The following is an 18,578-nucleotide window of genomic DNA, read 5'->3' on the forward strand; positions in this document are numbered from 1 at the left end:
CTACTGGGGTATGCGCTCCTGCAAGCTGCTCGCCCTGGTCGGGGGTCTGCTGGCCCTGACGGCCTGCGGTTCCGCGCCCGGCTCCTCCCTGGACCCCGGGCCGGACTCCACCCCCTCCTCACCCGGCGGCCCCTTCGCGCAGCGGGTGCTGGACCTCACCAATCAGGCCCGCGCCCAGGCCCGGTCCTGCGGAGGGACCCGGTTCGCCGCCACCACGCCCCTCACGTACAACGCGCAGTTGGAGCGGGCGGCCCAGGGCTACGCGGCGGACATGGCGGCGAAGAACTACTTCCATCACGACCACACGAGCGCGGACGGCCGCACCTTTGACCAACGCATCACGGCGGCGGGGTACACCTGGCAGACGGTCGGCGAGAATATCGCCGCCGGGCAGCCCTCGGCCGAGGAGGTCGTCGCCGGGTGGCTGGCGAGCGAGGGCCACTGCCGCAACGTCATGAACCCGAACTTCAGGGAACTGGGCGTGGGGTACGCCTACAAGGCGGGAAGCACCTACGGGCACTACTGGGTGCAGGACTTCGGGGCGCGCTGAGGGAAGAGCGTCAGGTGGGCGTGAGGACCCTGAGTTCGGGGAAAGAGGTCGTGTAATGGTGCGGATCCAGGGTCAGAAGTTGTGCCCCCCGCGCCGCGGCATGGGCACCGATGATGAAGTCCGCGAGGACTCGCCGGGGTCGTCCACCTCCCGAGACCCTGCGGCGGGCCGTGTAGCCCGCGAAGGCCGTTCCGGCAGAGCGCCAGACATGCTCTTCCAGAGTCCAGTCGATCCCGATGCCCGTCGTGGAGAGAAAGCGGTCAAGCAACTCGGCCGTAACGCCAGGTCCGGCGCGCAACTCCGCGTGAACCGCGCCGCAGATCAGCAGGGGGCCGTCCCGCCGCGCGGCGTTGAGGAGTCGGCGAATCTCCGCCTGTGGTGACTCTGCACGCAGCAGGGCACTGATGACGTTGGAATCGAGCGCCGTGCTCATTCATCCCCGGTTCGCAGCTCACGGATGAATTCTGCCGAGGACATTCCTTCTGGAAGAGGTTCCAGTACGCCCACCCAGGCGGCAAACGGATCATCCGGCTCCACAACGGGCGTCATGACCACCTGGCCCTGCTCGTTGGTCGTGACCTCGAACTGTGTCCCCTGCTTCAGCCGCAACCTTTTGCGAATCTCGGCGGGCAGCGTCAGTTGACCCTTGCTGGTCAGGGTTGTCCGCATGGAAGGGCCTCCTTACCCCCGATTGTAAAAGGTAAGGAGGCGTGAGAGTGAGGTTCTTGGGCAGGGATAGACGCTTACAGCGGCATATTTCCGTGCTTCTTGTATGGCCGCGTCTCCACCTTGTCCCGCAGCATGGCGAAGGTCTGGATCAAGCGGCGGCGGGTGTCCTCGATGGGGATCACGTCGTCAATGTAGCCCTTGGCGGCGGCCACGTAGGGGTTGTCGAAGGTCTCCTTGTACTGCGCGATCTTCTCGGCGCGGGTGGCCTCCGGGTTCTCCGAGTTCTGGATCTCGCGGCGGTAGACGATGTTGGCCGCCCCCTCGGCGCCCATCACGGCGACGGCGGCGGTGGGCCAGGCGTACACCACGTCGGCGCCCATGTCGCGGCTGTTCATGGCGAGGTAGGCGCCGCCGTAGCTCTTGCGCGTGATCAGCGTGACCTTGGGGACCGTCGCCTCGGCGTAGGCGTAGAGCATCTTCGCCCCGTGGCGGATGATCCCGGCGTGCTCCTGCGCCACCCCCGGCAGGAAGCCCGTCACGTCCACCAGCGTCAGGATCGGGATGTTGTAGCAGTCGCAGGTGCGGATAAAGCGGGCGGCCTTGTCCGAGGCGTCGATGTTCAGCGTCCCCGCCATCACCTTGGGGTTGTTGGCGACGATGCCCACCGGGAAGCCGTTCAGCCGCGCGAAGCCGCAGAGGATGTTCCTCGCCCAGCCGGGCTGGATTTCCAGAAAGGTGCCGTCGTCCACGAGTTCGTGGATCACGTCGTGCATCGCGTAGGGCTTGCGCTGGTCGGGCGTGATGATGTCGAGGAGCCGCGTGTTGGGGCGGTCCACCGGGTCGAAGCACTCCCGCACGGGAGGCTGCTCGTGGGCGTTCTGCGGCAGGTAACTCAGCAACTCGCGGATGCCGTCCAGCACGGCCTCGTCGCCGTCGTACTCCAGGTGGGCGACGCCGGACTTGCGGGTATGCACGTCCGCCCCGCCGAGCTGATCGAAGGTCACGTCCTCGCGCGTCACGGACTTGATGACCTCCGGTCCGGTGATGAACATGTACGAGGTGCCCCGACTCATCAGGATGAAGTCGGTCAGGGCCGGGGAATACACCGCGCCGCCCGCGCACGGCCCCAGGATCGCGCTGATCTGCGGCACGGCGCCCGAGTAGATCGCGTTGCGGTAGAAGATCTCGCCGTAACCGGAGAGGGAATCCACCCCCTCCTGAATGCGCGCTCCCGCCGAGTCGTTCAGCCCGATCACCGGGCAGCCCGTCTTCGCGGCGAGGTCCATCACCTTGGTGACCTTGGCCGCGTTCATCTTGCCCAGCGAGCCGCCCAGCACCGTGAAGTCCTGGCTGAAGACGAAGACCTGCCGCCCGGCAATCGTGCCCCGCCCGGTCACCACGCCCTCGCCGGGGGCCTCCACGCCCGCCATCAGGCGGTTCGCGCCGTGCTCCACAAAGGTGGAGAGTTCCATGAAGCTGCCGGGGTCGAGCAGCCGCTCAATGCGCTCGCGGGCCGTGAGCTTGCCGCCCTCGCGCTGCTTTTGCTGGCGCTCCGGCCCGCCGCCCGCCTCGACCTTCGCGCGGCGCTGCTCCATCGCGGCGATGAGTTCCTGAAGTTCTACCCCGGGTTGCGTCATGCGGCCCATGCTATCCAAACAACTGTTCGGACGGCCCGCGTCCCCGGTGGGGGAACACCCGGAAAAAGCTCCTTAGCGCGGCGGCATTCCCGCCAGCAGCGTCCGCGCCTGCTCGGCCACGTCGGCGTCGGCCAGGATCACGTACCGCTCGGCACGCATCCCGCCGATGGAGGTAAAATCCCGCCGCCCGCCCGTCATCGCGTAGCCGACCAGGCCCCAGACCAGCCCGGTGATCGCGCCCATCACCATGCCGTAGGCGACGGCGTACAGCAGATTGCCGCCGCCCAGGCCCAGCAGCCCGAACAGCAGGCCGATGAAGAGGCCGATGAAGAGCCCCTGCCCGAAGCCCATGCTGGCGGCGCGGCCCCAGTCCAGGCGGCCCGTGACCTGCTCGATGGTCCTCAGCCCCTCCCCGACGATCGCCATCCGCTCGACCGGGAAGTGCTGGTCACTCAGGTAGTCGACGGCACGCTGCGCCTCGGGGTACGTCGCGTAGGTCGCCACATTGACGCGCGCACTCTGGTCCGGGATCAGGGCGGAGCGGGGATCAGGTTGAGTCACGTCATCACATCCTTCCGTGTCCCAGCCTAGGCAGCCTCCCTGCCGGGCATCTGAGGATGAGGTTGAGGTTCCCTCATACGAATTCCGGTCGAACCGTTTTTGGAACGGTTCAACCCGAGCGGAGCGAGCAGGAACAAAACGGGTGCCGGGAAAGCAGTGATCGAAGCGGTGCTTTCCCGATTCGAGAACGGATGGGACGGAAACCGTATCCCTCACCGGCCTGGTTCCACGACCACGCCCTCCTCACCCATGCGGACGATGTTCGCCAGGGTGAGGATGGGCACGCCCAGGTCGGCCAGCTTCGCGCGGCCCTCCTCGAAGCCCTTCTCGATCACGCAGCCCAGCCCGAGCAGCTCCGCCCCGCTCTGCCGGATGATGGCCGTCAGGGCCCGCAGCGTGCCGCCCGAGGCCAGGAAGTCGTCAATCACGATCACGCGGTCCTGGGTGCCCAGGTACTCGCTGCTCACGAAGAGGTCCACCACCCCGCCCTTGGTGCGGCTGACCGACTGCGCGGTGTAGGCCACCTCGTGCATCGTGATCGGCTTTTTCTTGCGGGCGTACACCAGCGGCACGTTCAGCACCAGGGCGGTCGCCAGCGCGGGCGCGATGCCGCTCACCTCGATGGTGACGACCTTGTTGGGCCTCAGGGGGGCGAACCCCGCCGCGAAACGTTCCCCCATCTCCCGGGTCAGCCCGGGCAGAAGCTGATGGTTGACCAGCCCGTCCACCTTCAGGATGCCGCCGGGCAGAATGCTGCCCTGTTCCCGGATCGCCTCCACGAGCGCCTGCATGGGGGCGAGTGTACCCGCCATCCGGCCCATGCCGGGAAGGGTGGCGCGGGGGAGACTGGGGCGTGTCCGACCTGCCCGACCTGACGCCCGCCGAACTTGAGGCGCTGGCCCACAAGCATGGGCTGCGCGGCCCCCTCACCCGACTGCCGAGTACGGGCATCGTCAACCGGGCGTATGCGAACGCCGACGTGGTCCTGCGCGTCGCCGTGCCGGGCGACGAAATGGGCGTGGACGACGCCCGCACCGAGGCCGTGGCCGTCCCCGCCGTTCTCCAAGCCGGACTCCCCACCCCCGCCCTCCTCGCCTTCGACGACGACCGGGACGTGGTGGATGCCCCCGTAACGGTGTACACCCGCGTTCCGGCCCCCAACCTGCACGGGATGGGGTGGGACGTGGCCGACCCCCGTTTTGTCCGTGCCGCCCGCGAGACGGGACGTGCCCTCGCGCGGCTTCACCTCGGCGTCACGGACGTGCCCGACCCGCACGGCTGGCTGGAAGTCTGGGACCTGCCCGACGCGCGGGAGGGGGTGGAGGCTGCCGCCAGCGCCGGGAGGGTGAACCGCATGAGCGCCGACTGGGCCATCCGCCTCCTGACCCGCACCGCCGCCCTGCCGCGGCCCCCATCACGTTTCCTCCACGGTGACGTGCAGCCGGGCAACCTGCTCGTGAACCCGGACGGCGCCCTCGCGGCCCTCATCGACTGGGGGGACGCGGGGTGGGCGGACCCGGCCTTCGACTTCCCCGCCCTGCCCCCGCAAGCTGCCGTCCACGCCCTCGCCGCCTACCGCGAGGTCGCGCCCGAACTGCTCGGTGAGGGAGCCGAGGGCCGCATCCTGGAGGTCTACCTGAACATGGCCTTTCGGCGGTTGGGCCGTTCTCCCACCCCACGCGAATTGTGGAACGCCCGCCCGGGAAGCGTCCTCGCCCACCTGCTGCGCTTCGCGGTGGATGCCCCGCCCGAGTGGCGCGAATGGCTCCGGGGGTAAGTGGCAATAAAAAACCCGCCCTCGCGGACGGTGATGAAAGAAAGATAGCGCTGAATGCAGCGGAAGTCAACCTATGCAGCTCAATTTGCGGGAAGGTGTTCTCGTCGCTCCTTTTTCCGTCACCCCAGCTCGTTGATCTCCGGCTTGAAGCCCACCTCGCGGATGTAATGCAGGTATTCCCCCTCGCTCAGCGCCGCGCGTTTGCCGCTGAGGGCGACGAAAAACGCCTCCAGCACGTTGGTGGCGAAGTTGCGGCTGCCCATGCGGGGGGTGGTGGTGATCAAGCGGGCGACGCCGCGCTCCTTCATCCAGACGCGGTCGGCTTCCGTGATCGTCTGGGTGAGGATCGTCTTGCCGGTCAGGTCGCGCGGCGCGTACCGCTTGGCGTAGTGGGTGTCGCCCGCGATGACGTCGGCCCAGGCGTAGTAGCGGGTGCCCTTGCCCGCCACGCTCGTCTCCTGCTTGGCGCCCGTGGGGTAGAACCAGTCCTGCGGCAGCTTGGTGATCGCGGGCAGGGCGAGCTGCGCGACCCGGCGCAGGGCGCCCAGGCTCCGCAGCGGCACGTCCATGTTCAGCCCGAACACGATGTCCCCGTACACCACGTCCGCCCCGTGCTGCGCCAGGGCCTCCGCCATGCCGAAGCGGTCCACGGCGCTCACCATCAGCACCTTCTGGCTGCGCCAGTTCAGCAGCGGGTCGAGCTGACGGACCGCGTCGCGCTCCAGGGTGTTCTTCAGGCCGCTGCCGTCCAGCACGGGCGTGAGCTTGGCGTGCGAGACGAGCTTGCGGACGTTGGTGAAGGTGTAGCGCCTCCCCGCCGCGATCACGTACAGGTCCGCGCCGCCCAGCCCGAAGGCGTCCACCCGCCCGTCGAGCGCCTGGAAGAGGGCCGCCGCCTTCCTCGCGTCCCCGTCGGTGCCGATGCGTTCGAGGACGAACGGCTGGCCCAGCACGCTGATCTCCTCGCGGGCATTGCGCTTGCTGCCACCCAGCGACACGCTCACCACGTGCTTGAATCCCGCCGGGGCAGGCTGCCAGCCGCTCAATAGGTCAGACATGGGGGGCATTGTAAGCGAGTTGACAAGCCCGGCGGCTCCCCGCCGCAAGGGTGAAGCGCCGTTAAGCCGGACAGAGGGCGCCGTTCCCAGCGCCATGCAACCCTGAGGCATGACGGACGACAACACCCCGAACGTCCCCACCCAGCCCTACACCGAGACGAAGAGCGAGGGCGTGAGCCACGACGACCCGGTGTACCAGCCCCCCCAGAATGCCGAGGAGAGCGACCTGCTCGACGCCGCCGTGGACGGCACCAGCGCCTCGCACTACGGGGCCAATGACCCGGCGCTGTATGAGGACACCTCGGGCGAGAACTCCGGCTCCGGCGGCAACAGCTAGACCGGGAAGTCCTCGCCGTGACCAAACGGATTGACGAGCTGGTCACGGGCATCTGCGGCGCGGCGGACCATCCCCTCGCGCCGCTTCTGCGGGAGTGGTGCCAGGACTCGCGCCCCTTTCTCGCCTTCGCCGAGGCCCACGCGGCCAAGGTTCGCAAGAAGGTGCGGCTGGCCGCCTCGGGGGAGGAGCGGGGCGACCTGCTGGCGGAACTCGCCTTCGCCGCCCTCTTGGTGAGGGACCCGCGTTTCAACGTGGTGTACGAGCCGTACCGGGCCACGGGCCAGCGGGGTCCCGACCTGGGGGTGACCTTCAAAACGCACACGCCGTTTCATGTCGAGGTCACCCGGCTCCGGCTCCTCGATCCGGGGGACGCGGGGGGAAACGCCCTCAAGCTGGCGCGGGTGGTGTGTGAGAAGATCGGGCAGCTTCCGCCCGGCGCGGGAAATCTCCTCGCCGTCTTCGTGCCGCCGGGGGTGGAGAGCGGCGCTCTCGCGGCGACGGCAGTTCGCCTGCTGGACCGCGCTCCGGCGGGCGGTGTGGGCAGCCCGGCCCCCGAGTTGCGGCCCGGGGCCTTGCAGGGGTACCTGCGCGGGCGACAGAGGCTCAGCGCCATCGCGCTCTGCTCGCTCGCGGCGGACGGGCGACTCCAGAACGTGTCGCTCTGGCTGAACGCCCAGGCCAAGCATCCGCTTCCCCCCGAGGTCTCCAGATACCTCCAGACCGCATAGGGCGTGCTGCATCAGGGTTGTCATGCTGAGCGCCAGGAAGCCCCCCAAGGCTTCGGGACCCTTCGTGCCGCTCAGGGTGACCAGGTTGCTGATCCCTGCCCTGTGTGCCTTGAAGGGAGGGCGCTTGTCATGCTGAGCAAAGCATCCCCGGGGTGCCGAGGGCGAGGCCCCTCATTTCGTTCAGGGGACAAATCTTTTGCCCACAAAGACGGGAGCGCTCCGAAGAGGCTCCCGTTTCCATGCTGGTTTTGGTCGGAGGTTACGGGTACAGGCCGCGCAGCGCCCGGGCCTCCAGCACGCGGGTGCAGGCCACGATGTACGCGGCGGTTCGCAGGGTCACCCCGTGCCGTTCCTTCACGTCCCACAGGCTCAGGAAGGCCTCGCTCATGATGCGGTCGAGGCGGGCGTTGATCTCGTCTTCCGTCCAGAAGAACGACGAGAAGTCCTGCACCCACTCGAAGTACGAGACGGTCACGCCGCCCGCGTTCGCCAGCACGTCGGGCACGACGGTCACGCCGCGCTCGGCGAGCAGGTCGTCGGCGGCGGGGGTGGTGGGGCCGTTGGCGCCCTCCACGATCAGCCGCGCCCGGATCTGCCCGGCGTTGTCTGAGGTGATCTGCTTTTCCAGGGCGGCGGGGATCAGCACGTCGCAGTCCACGCCCCAGAACTCCGCGCGCCCCAGCTCCTCGCTGCCCGCGAAGCCGGTGATCTTGCCGGTCCGGCCGAGATGTTCCAGCGCGGCGTAGGGGTCGATGCCCGCCGCGCTGTGGATGGTGCCCGTCACGTCCTGAATGGCGACGATCTTGGCACCATGATCATGGAAGATGCGCGCGGCGGCGTTGCCCACATTGCCGAAGCCCTGCACGGCGATGCGCGCACCCTCCAGCCCCATCCCCAGCTTCTTCATCGCCTCGGCGCCGGTCACGAAGACGCCGCGCCCCGTCGCGTCACCGCGGCCCAGCGAGCCGCCCAGGCTCACGGGCTTGCCCGTCACCACGCCCGTCGCCGTGCGGCCCACGTTCATGGAGTAGGTGTCCATCATCCACGCCATGGTCTGCGGGTTGGTGTTCACGTCCGGGGCGGGGATGTCCTTTTCCGGCCCGATGATCAGGCCGATCTCGGTGGTGTAACGGCGGGTCAGGCGTTCGAGTTCGCCGGTGGAGTACTTGCGGGGGTCAATGCGGATGCCGCCCTTGCCGCCGCCGTAGGGCAGGTTCACGGCGGCGTTCTTGATCGTCATCCAGGCCGAGAGCGCCATGACCTCCGATAAGGTCACGTCCTGGTGGTAGCGCACGCCGCCCTTGGCCGGGCCGCGCGAGGTGTTGTGCTGCACGCGGTAGCCCTCGAAGTGGGCCACCGTGCCGTCGTCGAGGTGGATGGGCACGTCCACGACGAGGATGCGCTTGGGCCGCTTCAGGGTCTCGACCCAGTACGCGAGCTTGCCGAGGTACGGGGTGACGCGCTCGACCTGCTCCAGGAAGATCTCGTAGGGGCCGATGTTGTTGGGGTCGAGGTAGCTGGGGATGGCGTGCTGCCCGAGCCGGGCCTGGGTCTGGTTCTGGGGGTCCTGGGTCGTGGTCATGGGGAAAGCCTCCGGGAGGGAAGGAGAGGAGCCGTCAGCGGTCAGCCGTCAGAAAGGCTCTCTCTGAACGCTGATCGCTGACGGCTGAAAGCTTCACGGATACACGCCCCGCATCACCGCCGCCTCGTGCAGGCGGTTGAGCGCGATGGCGTAGGCGGCGGTGCGCATGTCGGTCTGGCGGGTCCGCATGAAGGCGGTCACGGTGTCCACGGCGGCGTTCACCCGCACGTCGATGGCCCGCTCGATCTCCTCGGGCGTCCAGAAAAAGTTCGAGGCGTCCTGCACCCACTCCAGGTAGTTCACGATCAGGCCGCCGATGCTGGCGACGAGGTCGGGCAGCACGCACACCCCCCCGGCGCGCAGGAACCGCTCGGCCTCGGGCAGAACGGCGCGGTTGGTCGCCTCCACCACGTAGCGGGCGCGCACGGCGTGGGCGTTCCCCGCGTTCACGGCCCCGTAGTCGTAGGCGAGCATCAGCACGTCCACGTCGAGTTCCACGACCTCCTCGGCGGAGATGTCGGTGGCGAAGCCCGCCACGCTGCCCTGCTCCTCGCGGTGGCGGGAGAGGGCCTCCAGGTCCAGGCCCCCGCTGGCAAAGGTCGCGCCGCTCTGGTCGGAGACGGCGATCACGAGCGCGCCCTGGGCGGCGAGGGTCTGCGCGGCCCGGCGGCCCACGTCCCCGAAGCCGTACACGGCCACGCGGGCGCGCTGCAGGCTCTCGCCCCGCTCCTCCAGCACGCGGGCGGTGACGAGCGCGGCGCTGCGGCCCCGGGCGTCCTTGGAACCGTAGCTGCCGCCGAGTTGCAGGGGCTTGCCGACCACCATCCCGCTCAGGGTCGAGCCGGTGTTCTCGCCGTAGGCGTCGAGCATCCAGGCCATGATCTGCTGGTCCGAGCCCACGTCCGGCGCGAGGATGTCGGTGGTCGGCCCGACGAGTTCGATGAGTTCGCTGGTAAAGCGCCGGGTCAGGCCCTCCAGCTCGTGTGGGCTCAGCAGCGACGGGTCCACGTCCACGCCGCCCTTGGCCCCGCCCAGCGGCAGGTCGGCGACGGCGGCCTTGAGGGTCATGATGGCGGCCAGCACCTCGCACTCGTGGGCGTTCAGGCCCGGCTTGAGGCGCACGCCGCCCATGCTGGGGCCGCGTGCGGTGGAATGGACGGTGCGGTAGCCCTTGAAGACGCGGACCGTGCCGTCGTCCATCCGCACGGGCAGGTTCACGCTCAGGGTCCGCTTGGGATACTTGAAATAGGCGAGGGACTGATCGGTCACCTCGCAGTAGGGCAACGCCTCCTGGAGCTGCTCCATGAGGCCCTGCCAGTTGAGTCCTGATGCCCGCATCATGCGTCTCCTTTGGTGGTGGGTGGCCCTCCGAGCATACACGCATAGACAAGCTGACGCCCGGCAAGGGAAGGCGGGGAGCCCCAAAGCCGCCCCCCGTTGTATCCAGGATGCAGGGGGGCGTCAACCCCCGGAAAACGCGCTGTACACGTCGAAAAGTTGAACCGCTTCCAGCAGGGGAAGAGCCTCTCCCGGCCCGCGCTTACCTTTCAGGTGGAAGGTGGAGCAGGAGGCCGGGGTGGGCTAGTCCGAACGTCCTGTGATCCTGAGCGGGACGCCCCGCTCAACGAGTCCGGTCGATCTCGTGCCGGGCCAGGTCGGCGAGGGCTTCCCGCGCCCCGGAGGGGGGCAGGGCCTCCAGCGCCTGCACGGCGAGCTCGGCGCGGCGGCGAATCTCCTCGCGGGTGCGCTCGGCGGCGCCCTGCGACCAGGCGAGTTCGCGGATGCGGCCCACGTCGCCGGGGTGGGCCGCGCGGCGTTCGAGCACCTCGCGCACCTCGGCCCCGTGGGGACCGCCCAGCAGGTGCAGCACGGGCAGGGTGGCCTTGCCCTCGCGCAGGTCGCCGCCCACCGGCTTGCCGAGCGTGGCCTCGTCGCCGGTCAGGTCGAGCAGGTCGTCCCGCATCTGGAAGGCCATCCCGTACTCGCGCCCAAAGGTCGCCAGGGCCCCGCGCTGCGCCCCCGGTGCCCCCAGCAGCAGGGCGGGCGCGGAGGCGGCAAGCTCCACCAGCGCCGCCGTCTTGCCGTGGATCACGTCCAGGTAGTGCTCCAGGCGGTAGTCGGCGTAGGCCGCAACCTGGAATTGCAGCACCTCGCCCTCGCAGATCTGGGAGGCCGCCTCGCCGAAGGCGCGGGTGAGGGCTGGCCCCTGCGGCATCGCGGCGAGCAGCGTGAGCAGGCGCGAGAGCATGAAGTCCCCGCTCATCACGCTGACCACGTTCCCGAAGCGCCGGAAGGCGGCGGGCTGGCCCCGGCGGGTGTCGGCGTCGTCGATCAGGTCGTCGTGCAGCAGCGAGGCCGAGTGCAGCAGCTCGACGCACACCCCGAGGTCGGTCACCGCGTCCCAGCGCGGGTCCTGCGGGCCGGCGCCCAGCGCCTGGGCCGCCAGAAAGGTCACGGCGGGCCGCGCCCGTTTGCCGCCCGCCGCCACCAGGTCCTCCCCGATCAGCTCGATGAACTCCACGCGCGAGCGCAGCACCTCACGCAGCCGCGTCTCGAACACGGCACCGGGGAGGGTCAGGGCGGCCACGCCAGTCATGGCGGCAGTATAGAAAACCGGCGTGGGCGAAACGCCCCTGTACCCCCAGGGAGTGGGTTTCGGCCCCAGGTGGGGCAAAAGGGGGATGGAGGCCCCGGTAGGCGCGTCTTGTCCGCTCTGCCGCGGGCGAGCCGCTCCAATCCCGCCGGATCACTCCCCGTGCCCGGCTACCGGGTGAGAAAAGGCTGTCCAAAAAACCAATGGGTGCGGGGGGAGTGGCGGGCGGCGCCGCGCTTTGTCCCTCGCCTCCCCGGGGGCGGGCGTGGTAAAACCGGGGCGATGGAAAGCGTCGTTGCCCTTTTTCGTGAGCCGCAGCAGGCCCAGAGTGCCCTGCGTGCCCTCCAGGAGCGCGGCTTTGACCGTGACCACCTGGGATTTGCCCTGGCCGACGTGGTGGCCGAGGATGACATCGCGCAGGCGACCGGCGTGAGCCCCGAGGCGGGTGCGCCGGGCGGGTCCTCCAGCGTGATTCGCGGCGTCCTGCTGGGCGCCCTGGCGGGGCTCGCCCTCACCGTCCCCATCTGGATCCTGCTGCTGATCATCCCCGACACGCGCATCTACGCCGAGGGGGGGTTCCTGACCGTCATCTACGGCATCATCGGCGGCGCAGGCCTGGGCGGGCTGTTCGGCGCCCTGACCGGCGGCGACCACGGCGACTACGTGAAGCTGCTGCGGCGCATGGGCGTGCCCCCGGCCCAGGCCGAGCGCTTTTACAACGGCATCAAGGCCGGCAATGTCCTCGTGATCGCCCGCGACCCGGACGGGGCCAGGACCGACGAGGCCCTGGGCCTGATGCGGCGCTACGGCGCCCTGCGCCTCGACGACGCCGTGGGGGGAGGCCGTCTCCAGAGCGAGCGCGCCGGCCAGGACGGGCATTAGGGCGGATTCAGGGTGGGCGGCGGGGGAGACCTCGCCGCCCCTCCCCTTTCAGGTGGCAGGCTCCCCCGGCCAGACCAGGGCGGGATGGCTCACCTCCGGCCAGAGGGTGGGGAGGGCGACCCCCCATCCCTCTCCCCCGATCTCGCGCACCGGCACGATGCCCACGCCGCTGCCGCAGAGCCAGGCGCGGGTGACGCGCGGCAACTCGGACACCGGGACAGGCCGTTCCTCGACCTCCCGGCCCTCCAGAAAGGCGGCGCGGGTGATACTCGGCAGGCCGCCTGCCGGGACGACCAGGCGCCCCCCCAGTTCCAGCAGCGGTGAGGTCCGCCCACCGTCCACCACGTTCCCCGCCGCGTCCGTGAGCCAGCCCTCAAAGGCGACCGCCCGCGCCGCCTCCCGCCCGGCCAGGAGGTACGGCAGGTAGTTTCCGGTCTTGTGCGCGGCGAGCTGAGGGTGAACCTGCTGCCGCGTAATTCTGACGCTCACCCCTCCTCCGGGACGTGGGCCGGGGCTCAGGGGACGGTGGGACCAGAACAGAGCGTTTGCCGTGGCCGTGAGGCGCAGCAGGCCCCAGGGGAGGGGGTCGAGCGGGGGAAGTTCTCCCTCTGGAACAGGCAGGCCCAGAAAGGCACAGGTGCCCGCCAGCCGCGCGAGGTGTGACTTCCACAGCAGCGGCCTGCCCCACTGGGTGCGGACGGTGGTGAAGGCCGCCTCACCGTGGAGCCAGGCGCCCGCGTCCATGCCCGGGGGCAGCGGCCTCAAACGTTCGCCCCCCGGCAAAGCCTCAGCCAGTTGCCCAGCAGCACGCGCCCTGCGGGACTCAGCACGCTCTCCGGGTGAAATTGCACGCCCCAGGCGGGCCGCCCCGGCACGTGCAGCGCCATCACCTCGCCCTCCGCGCTGCGGGCCGTGACGAATTCTTCCGGCAGACCACGGACCACGAGGGAGTGATACCGACCGAAGGATGTGCCGTCGGCGATCCCGGCGAACAGGCCCTCCCCGCGGTGGCGCACCGCCTCTGGCCGTCCGTGAACCGGCTCGGCCCGCTCCACCCGGCCCCCCAGCACCTCGCCGAGGGCCTGGTGGCCCAGGCACACGCCCAGCAGCGGAATGCCCCGCTCCAGGCACAGCCGCGTGAGGGCCAGGGTGGGGCCGCTCGTGCCCGGGGTGCCCGGCCCCGGCCCGACGAGCACGGCCTCCGGGCGCGCGGCGAGCAGGGCTTCCGCCGCCTCGTCCTGCGTTCGCAGGTCCACCGCCGCCCCCAGGGCGAGCAGGTCGTGGGCGAGGTTGAGCGTGAACGAGTCCCGGTTGTCCAGCAGCAGCACCCGCACTCCCGTCCGGGTGAGGGCGGGCGGCGGCGCCCAGGGGCGGCCCGGCACCGGCGGGGCGGGGGGCCGCGCGGGCCGTCCAGGTTGCCCCGACAGCACGGCGAGGAGCGCCCGCGCCTTGTGGACCGTCTCCTGCGCCTCGCGCGCGGGGTCGGCGTCGATGACGGTGCCGCCCCCGGCCCGGACGTGCACCGTCCAGCGGGAGATGTCTTGGTCGTCCTCCGCCGATGGGTCCCGCTGGCGGCTGAACCCCGCCGTCCGAATCAGGATGTTCACGTCTACCCGAGCGCCGCTCACGATGCCCACGCCGCCCGTGTACCAGCCGCGCGGCCCCGGCTCCAGGTCGCGGATCGCCTCCATCACCCGCTCCTTGGGGGCGCCCGTGATCGTGCCGCCGGGGAAGGTGGCCCCGAGCAACTCACGCACGGTCAGGCCGGGCCGCGCCCCCGCCGTCACCTCCGAGACGAGGTGCATGACGTGACTGTACCGCTCGACAAGGCCGAGGTCGGGCACCGTCACCGTGCCGGGGGCCGCCACCCGTCCCAGGTCATGCCGCACGAGGTCCACCAGCATGGTGTGTTCGCTGACCTCCTTGGGACTCGCGCGCAGTTCACGCTCCAGCGCGGCGTCCTCCCCCGGGGTGTCCCCGCGCCGCCGGGTGCCCGCGATGGGCCGGGCGCTCAGCCGGTCCCCCGTGTGCAGCGCCAGCCGCTCCGGGCTGCACGACACCACGGCCTCGTCCCCCAGGTCGAGAAAGGCCATGAAGGGGCTGGGGTTGACCTCCCGCAGCCGCAGGTAGGCCGCGAGGGGATCGCCCGCCGCCTCCGCCCGCACCCCGCGCGAGAGGTTGACCTGATACACCTCGCCCGCCCGGATCAGCTCCTGCACGGCCCGCACGCCCGCCGGGTAGTCCACGTCGTCCGCGCCGAACTCGCCCACCTGAAGGGCCGGGGTGGGGGCCGGGTCGCCCGACAGCACCACCTCCCAGTCCACGTGCCCGGCCTCGCCCACGATCTCCAGCGTGCCCGAGAGGCGGTCCCAGACGAGGCCGCTGGGGTAGAGGCCCCACCAGCCCGCTCTCCCCTCCGGCCCGTGCGTCCTCAGCCCGAACCCGCGCGCCGCCTCGTACTTCAGGCCGCCGAGCCAGGCGGGGAAGAGGGCGTCCCCCTCCGGCCTCTCCGGCAACTCCTCCTGCACCGCCACCGGCCAGGCGCTCAGGAAGCTGTAGCGCCCGTATTCCACGACCGGCCCCAGCGATTCGAGCAGGACCACGCCCGGGGCGCCCGCCGCCCGCAGCCGCAGCAGCACGTCGGCGGGGGAGGGGTCGGGGAGCAGGGTGGGGGTCACGGGGCGGATTGTAGGGGAGGGATCAGGGCTCGCCAAGCCTGTGCGGCCACTCCTCCGGGCATGGGTTCTGGGCGCTGCTCTTGGCGATTCACCCCTCAAGGAGGCGGCCAGTCTCCGCCAGCCGGGCGTGTTTGGGGACAGGGATATCAGTGGATATCAGTACAGTGGACGCATGGACTCGCCGACAGTCCCGCACAACCCGGCGCTCGCGCCCCTCGCGGTCTTTGGGGGGGAATGGACGTGGGAGGCTTCCCTGGAGGGGCGGCCCTTCGGCCGTGGCCGGGCGGTGTTCGAGTGGCTGGAGGGCGGCGCCTTTCTGCTCCAGCGCGACGAGGCGGAGCAGCCGGAGTTCCCCGCAAGCACGGTGATCGTCGGGGCAGATGACACGACCGGGGCCTACTGCTGGCTTCACTTCGACTCCCGGGCCGTGTCCCGCATCTACCGGATGAGCCTTGAGGACGGGGTCTGGAGGGTGTGGAGAGAAGCGCCCGGGTTCTCGCAACGATTTGCGGGGACGTTCAGCCGGGGCGGCACCCTGATTCGGGGCAGGTGGGAAAAATCAGGTGACGGCCGGGCGTGGGACACCGATTTCGACCTGACGTACACCCGGCGCACGTGAGGATCAGCCGTCTCTGGGAACGGGAGCCTCCGGGCGCCATCTTTACCAAATCCCCCTAAATCCCTACTCCCCGCCCGGAATTGCGGGGTAGACTGTTTCCATGTGGGTCTCGACCAAAGCACAGTACGGCCTGCGCGCCCTGATCGAGATCGGGCGGCGCGGGGGGGACGCGGTGCCGCTCAAGGACGTGTCCGAGCGCCAGGGCATCAGCCAGCACTACCTGGAGCAGATCGCCAGCAACCTGCGCCGCGCGGGCTTTATCAAGAGCGTGCGGGGCGCCCACGGCGGCTACCGCCTGGCCCGGCCCGCCGCCGCCATCAACGCCTACGAGGTCGTCACGGCGATGGAGGGCAGCATCGCGCCGGTGTCGTGCGTGGAGGAGGACCACGTGTGCGACAAGGGCAACGTCTGCGGCACCCTGGACCTGTGGCACCGGGTGGACGCGGCGCTGCGGGGCGTGCTGGGGGGCACCACCCTTGCGGACCTGATCGCCGACAGTGAGCGGCAGGAACACGCGCGGCTGGTGCAACTGGAGCCGGGCTTCCCGGCACCGCACGCCTAAGCGGACCATCGCCGCCCCCGCCGCCCCGTATCCTGCGGGGCGATGTACCGCCTGCTGAAACCCGCCCTCTTCCGCCTCGACCCGGAGGACGCGCACCATCTCACCCTGCGGGCCCTGGGCGCGGCGTCCCGTGTGCCCGCCTGGCCCGTGGCCGCCCGCCGCCTGAGCGCCCCCGCCGACCCCCGCCTGGCCCAGACGCTGTGGGGCCGCCCCTTCACCTCCCCGGTCGGCCTCGCGGCGGGACTCGACAAGAACGGGGAGGCCGTGCCCGCTTTCTCGGCGCTGGGCTTCGGTTTTCTGGAGGTCGGCACCGTCACGCCCCGCCCCCAGCCGGGCAACGACCGCCCCCGCCTCTTTCGCCTGCCCCAGGATGGGGCGCTTATCAACCGGATGGGCTTCAACAATGCTGGGGCAGAGGCTCTGCGCGCCCGCCTCGCCGCGCTCCCCGTTCGCCCCGCCCCCGTCTGGGTCAACATCGGCAAGAACAAGACCACTCCGAACGAGGTGGCGGTCGAGGACTACCGCGCCTGCGTCCGCGTGCTCTTTGAAGTGGCGGACGGCTTCGTGGTGAACGTCAGCTCGCCGAACACGCCGGGGCTGCGGGCCCTCCAGGCGGCGGATGACCTCGGGAGCCTCGTGCGGGCCGTGCTGGAGGAGGTGGAGGCCGCCCGGGTCCGCACCGCCCGCCGTTCTCCCCCCGTCCTCGTCAAGCTCGCCCCCGACCTGCACCCCGAAGGCTTCGAGGCGAGCGTGGGGGCGGTGCTGGGGGCGGGGGCGAGCGGCCTCATCGTGAGCAACACGACCCTGGGCCGCGAGGGGCTCACCCATGCCCACCGCGCACAGGCGGGCGGGCTGAGCGGGCGGCCCCTGACGGCACGGAGTACGGCTCTGGTGCGCGAGGCCTACCGCCTGACGCGCGGGCGGGTGCCCCTCGTGGGGGTGGGCGGCGTCTTCACCGCCGAGGAGGCCTACGCCAAGATTCGCGCCGGGGCCAGCCTGGTCGAGGTGTACACGGCGCTGATCTACGAGGGGCCGGGGCTGCCCGCGCGGCTCAACCGGGGGCTGGCCGCGCTGCTGGAGCGCGACGGGTTGCGGAACGTGGCGGAGGCGGTCGGGGTGGACGCCTGAGCGGAACCGTCACCCTTCCCGCTCCCGTCAGCCCGTCCGCGCCAGGCGTTGCCGCAGCAGGGCCGGGCCATGCTCGGCGGCGAGACGGACCAGGACGCCCAGCTTGTGGGGATTGGCCTCCAGGTCGATGTGGACCCCGAGTTCAGCCGCCGTCTCGCTGCACGCGGGGCCGATGCTGACCACGACCATCCGGCGCAGCCCGGCGCGCACCTCCTCGCCCAGGCCCAGGCGCTCGGCGTACTTCAGGAAATGCAGGAGCTGGGTGCCGCTGGAGAGCAGCAGCAGGTCCTGCCCGCCCAGCACCACGTCGCACACCGCGCGGGAGAGCGGCGCGGTGTCGTGCGGAAAGGCGCAGCGGTAGACAGGCACGCTCGTCACCCGCACCCCGGCCGCCCCGAGCATCCGCAGCATCGGCGGCGGGGTGGCGTCCCCGTATTCGAGGATGACGGCGTGCTGCCCCGGCCCCAGGGTGTCCAGCAGGTGGGCCCCCACCTCGTGCCAGGTGTGCGGGCGGGGCACGCTCGTCCCGGCCAGGCCGAAGGTTTTCAGCGCCTGGGCGGGCTTGTTCCCCCGCACGACCAGGGGCACGCCCTTCAAGGTGTCGAGGTGCCGGGGGTCACGCGCCGCGAGGTCGCGCAGGAAGAGGCGGGTGCCCACGCCCGTCATGCAGGCGACGGCGTGAATATCCCCCGCCGCCAGTGAGGCCTCGAATCTCGCCAGGTGCGCGCCCAGGTCGAGTTTCTGCTCGCGCAGGCTGGGCGCGACGGTCGCCTCGCCGCCGTACTTGCGGATCAGCGCGGCCATCTCGTCCGCGCGGCGGGATTCGAGGCTCAGGACCTTCAGCCCGCCGAACCAATCCATACGTCGCCTCCTTCCACCCGGACCGGGTAGGTGGGCACGCTCACCCTGGGGTCGTCCAGGCTGACCCCCGTTTCCAGGTCGAAGGCGTGCTTGAGGAGGGGCGAGGTGACCTTCAGCGTGCCGCCCGCGTTCCCGGTCAGGCCGCGGGACAGCACGTTCGCGCCCGTGTAGGGATCACGGTTTCCCAGGGCGAAGACGCGCCCCGCCACGTGGAAGACCGCCACCTGCTGGCCCCGCACCAGGGCACACACGCCGGTCCCCGGCAGGATGTCGCCCAGGGCACACACGCGCGTCCAGGTCTGTTCGGCGGAGGGGGGAGTCAGGGTCAGGGTCATGGGAGGGCTCCTTTGGGGGAG

21 protein-coding genes are annotated in these 18,578 nt (G+C 70.6%); 8 read left to right on the forward strand and 13 right to left on the reverse strand.

The window, feature by feature from the left end; genetic code table 11:
• Positions 1 to 10: 10 nt before the first annotated feature.
• Positions 11 to 550 carry a CAP domain-containing protein gene (locus DAERI_RS01330; protein WP_103127675.1) on the forward strand — a complete coding sequence of 180 codons (540 nt, stop codon included), beginning with the start codon at positions 11 to 13 and terminating at the stop codon, positions 548 to 550.
• A 10-nt stretch (positions 551 to 560) separates the two neighbouring features.
• Here the strand turns inward: DAERI_RS01330 and DAERI_RS01335 are convergent, their stop codons facing one another.
• The 5 genes from DAERI_RS01335 to xpt all read right to left on the reverse strand — a co-directional run bounded on the left by DAERI_RS01335 (position 561) and on the right by xpt (position 4,208).
• Positions 561 to 983, reverse strand: coding sequence for a type II toxin-antitoxin system VapC family toxin (locus DAERI_RS01335; RefSeq protein ID WP_103127676.1), 423 nt, complete (start codon positions 981 to 983; stop codon positions 561 to 563).
• Complete coding sequence (gene mazE, locus DAERI_RS01340; protein WP_103127677.1) at positions 980 to 1,219, reverse strand: type II toxin-antitoxin system MazE family antitoxin; 240 nt, start codon at positions 1,217 to 1,219, stop codon at positions 980 to 982. The genes DAERI_RS01335 and mazE overlap by 4 nt, the downstream gene beginning before the upstream one ends.
• 74 nt (positions 1,220 to 1,293) lie before the next feature.
• Complete coding sequence (locus tag DAERI_RS01345; RefSeq protein WP_103127951.1) at positions 1,294 to 2,856, reverse strand: acyl-CoA carboxylase subunit beta; 1,563 nt, start codon at positions 2,854 to 2,856, stop codon at positions 1,294 to 1,296.
• 72 nt (positions 2,857 to 2,928) lie between these two features.
• Positions 2,929 to 3,417 carry a YflT domain-containing protein gene (locus tag DAERI_RS01350; protein WP_103127678.1) on the reverse strand — a complete coding sequence of 163 codons (489 nt, stop codon included), beginning with the start codon at positions 3,415 to 3,417 and terminating at the stop codon, positions 2,929 to 2,931.
• Between the two features lie 212 nt (positions 3,418 to 3,629).
• Positions 3,630 to 4,208, reverse strand: a complete 579-nt coding sequence (gene xpt, locus DAERI_RS01355) for a xanthine phosphoribosyltransferase (protein WP_103127679.1) — start codon at positions 4,206 to 4,208, stop codon at positions 3,630 to 3,632.
• A 62-nt stretch (positions 4,209 to 4,270) separates the two neighbouring features.
• Here xpt and DAERI_RS01360 point away from each other — a divergent pair, with 62 nt between their 5' ends.
• Positions 4,271 to 5,194, forward strand: coding sequence for a phosphotransferase family protein (locus DAERI_RS01360; RefSeq protein WP_103127680.1), 924 nt, complete (start codon positions 4,271 to 4,273; stop codon positions 5,192 to 5,194).
• Between the two features lie 119 nt (positions 5,195 to 5,313).
• On the opposite strand, the gene DAERI_RS01365 is transcribed toward DAERI_RS01360, so the two are convergent.
• Positions 5,314 to 6,252 carry a DUF8754 domain-containing protein gene (locus tag DAERI_RS01365; protein WP_165794026.1) on the reverse strand — a complete coding sequence of 313 codons (939 nt, stop codon included), beginning with the start codon at positions 6,250 to 6,252 and terminating at the stop codon, positions 5,314 to 5,316.
• 109 nt (positions 6,253 to 6,361) lie between these two features.
• Here DAERI_RS01365 and DAERI_RS01370 point away from each other — a divergent pair, with 109 nt between their 5' ends.
• Both DAERI_RS01370 and DAERI_RS01375 read left to right on the forward strand, forming a co-directional pair.
• Positions 6,362 to 6,589: a hypothetical protein gene (locus tag DAERI_RS01370; protein ID WP_103127681.1), complete on the forward strand. Its 228-nt coding sequence runs from the start codon at positions 6,362 to 6,364 to the stop codon at positions 6,587 to 6,589.
• A gap of 17 nt (positions 6,590 to 6,606) precedes the next feature.
• Entirely contained in the window at positions 6,607 to 7,317 is a 711-nt protein-coding gene (locus DAERI_RS01375) for a hypothetical protein (protein WP_103127682.1), read from the forward strand.
• A gap of 259 nt (positions 7,318 to 7,576) precedes the next feature.
• Here DAERI_RS01375 and DAERI_RS01380 read toward each other — a convergent pair whose 3' ends face one another.
• From DAERI_RS01380 to DAERI_RS01390, 3 genes are all read right to left on the reverse strand, one after another.
• Positions 7,577 to 8,899 (reverse strand): Glu/Leu/Phe/Val family dehydrogenase, encoded by a 1,323-nt coding sequence (locus tag DAERI_RS01380; protein ID WP_103127683.1) that lies wholly within the window; start codon positions 8,897 to 8,899, stop codon positions 7,577 to 7,579.
• 93 nt (positions 8,900 to 8,992) lie between these two features.
• Positions 8,993 to 10,237 carry a Glu/Leu/Phe/Val family dehydrogenase gene (locus DAERI_RS01385; protein ID WP_103127953.1) on the reverse strand — a complete coding sequence of 415 codons (1,245 nt, stop codon included), beginning with the start codon at positions 10,235 to 10,237 and terminating at the stop codon, positions 8,993 to 8,995.
• A gap of 283 nt (positions 10,238 to 10,520) precedes the next feature.
• Positions 10,521 to 11,495, reverse strand: coding sequence for a polyprenyl synthetase family protein (locus DAERI_RS01390; RefSeq protein WP_103127684.1), 975 nt, complete (start codon positions 11,493 to 11,495; stop codon positions 10,521 to 10,523).
• A gap of 279 nt (positions 11,496 to 11,774) precedes the next feature.
• On the opposite strand from DAERI_RS01390, the gene DAERI_RS01395 reads away from it, so the two are divergent.
• Positions 11,775 to 12,374, forward strand: coding sequence for a hypothetical protein (locus DAERI_RS01395; RefSeq protein ID WP_103127685.1), 600 nt, complete (start codon positions 11,775 to 11,777; stop codon positions 12,372 to 12,374).
• 48 nt (positions 12,375 to 12,422) lie between these two features.
• Here the strand turns inward: DAERI_RS01395 and DAERI_RS01400 are convergent, their stop codons facing one another.
• The gene (locus DAERI_RS01400; protein WP_103127686.1) at positions 12,423 to 13,118 is read right to left on the reverse strand and encodes an aminotransferase class IV; all 696 of its coding nucleotides are present in this window, start codon (positions 13,116 to 13,118) and stop codon (positions 12,423 to 12,425) included.
• A gap of 17 nt (positions 13,119 to 13,135) precedes the next feature.
• Complete coding sequence (locus tag DAERI_RS01405) at positions 13,136 to 15,052, reverse strand: chorismate-binding protein (protein WP_235610165.1); 1,917 nt, start codon at positions 15,050 to 15,052, stop codon at positions 13,136 to 13,138.
• A gap of 172 nt (positions 15,053 to 15,224) precedes the next feature.
• Here DAERI_RS01405 and DAERI_RS01410 point away from each other — a divergent pair, with 172 nt between their 5' ends.
• From DAERI_RS01410 to DAERI_RS01420, 3 genes are all read left to right on the forward strand, one after another.
• Positions 15,225 to 15,671: a hypothetical protein gene (locus DAERI_RS01410; RefSeq protein WP_133161939.1), complete on the forward strand. Its 447-nt coding sequence runs from the start codon at positions 15,225 to 15,227 to the stop codon at positions 15,669 to 15,671.
• Between the two features lie 100 nt (positions 15,672 to 15,771).
• Complete coding sequence (locus DAERI_RS01415; protein ID WP_103127688.1) at positions 15,772 to 16,233, forward strand: RrF2 family transcriptional regulator; 462 nt, start codon at positions 15,772 to 15,774, stop codon at positions 16,231 to 16,233.
• Positions 16,234 to 16,275: 42 nt separating this feature from the next.
• Positions 16,276 to 17,361, forward strand: a complete 1,086-nt coding sequence (locus DAERI_RS01420) for a quinone-dependent dihydroorotate dehydrogenase (RefSeq protein WP_103127689.1) — start codon at positions 16,276 to 16,278, stop codon at positions 17,359 to 17,361.
• Between the two features lie 27 nt (positions 17,362 to 17,388).
• On the opposite strand, the gene DAERI_RS01425 is transcribed toward DAERI_RS01420, so the two are convergent.
• Positions 17,389 to 18,222, reverse strand: a complete 834-nt coding sequence (locus DAERI_RS01425; protein ID WP_103127690.1) for a uroporphyrinogen-III synthase — start codon at positions 18,220 to 18,222, stop codon at positions 17,389 to 17,391.
• Positions 18,201 to 18,557 (reverse strand): nitrite reductase small subunit NirD, encoded by a 357-nt coding sequence (gene nirD / locus DAERI_RS01430; protein ID WP_103127691.1) that lies wholly within the window; start codon positions 18,555 to 18,557, stop codon positions 18,201 to 18,203. The genes DAERI_RS01425 and nirD overlap by 22 nt, the downstream gene beginning before the upstream one ends.
• Between the last annotated feature and the right edge of the window lie 21 nt (positions 18,558 to 18,578).

Origin of the sequence: Deinococcus aerius (genome assembly GCF_002897375.1) — a bacterium.
Lineage (GTDB): Bacteria > Deinococcota > Deinococci > Deinococcales > Deinococcaceae > Deinococcus > Deinococcus aerius.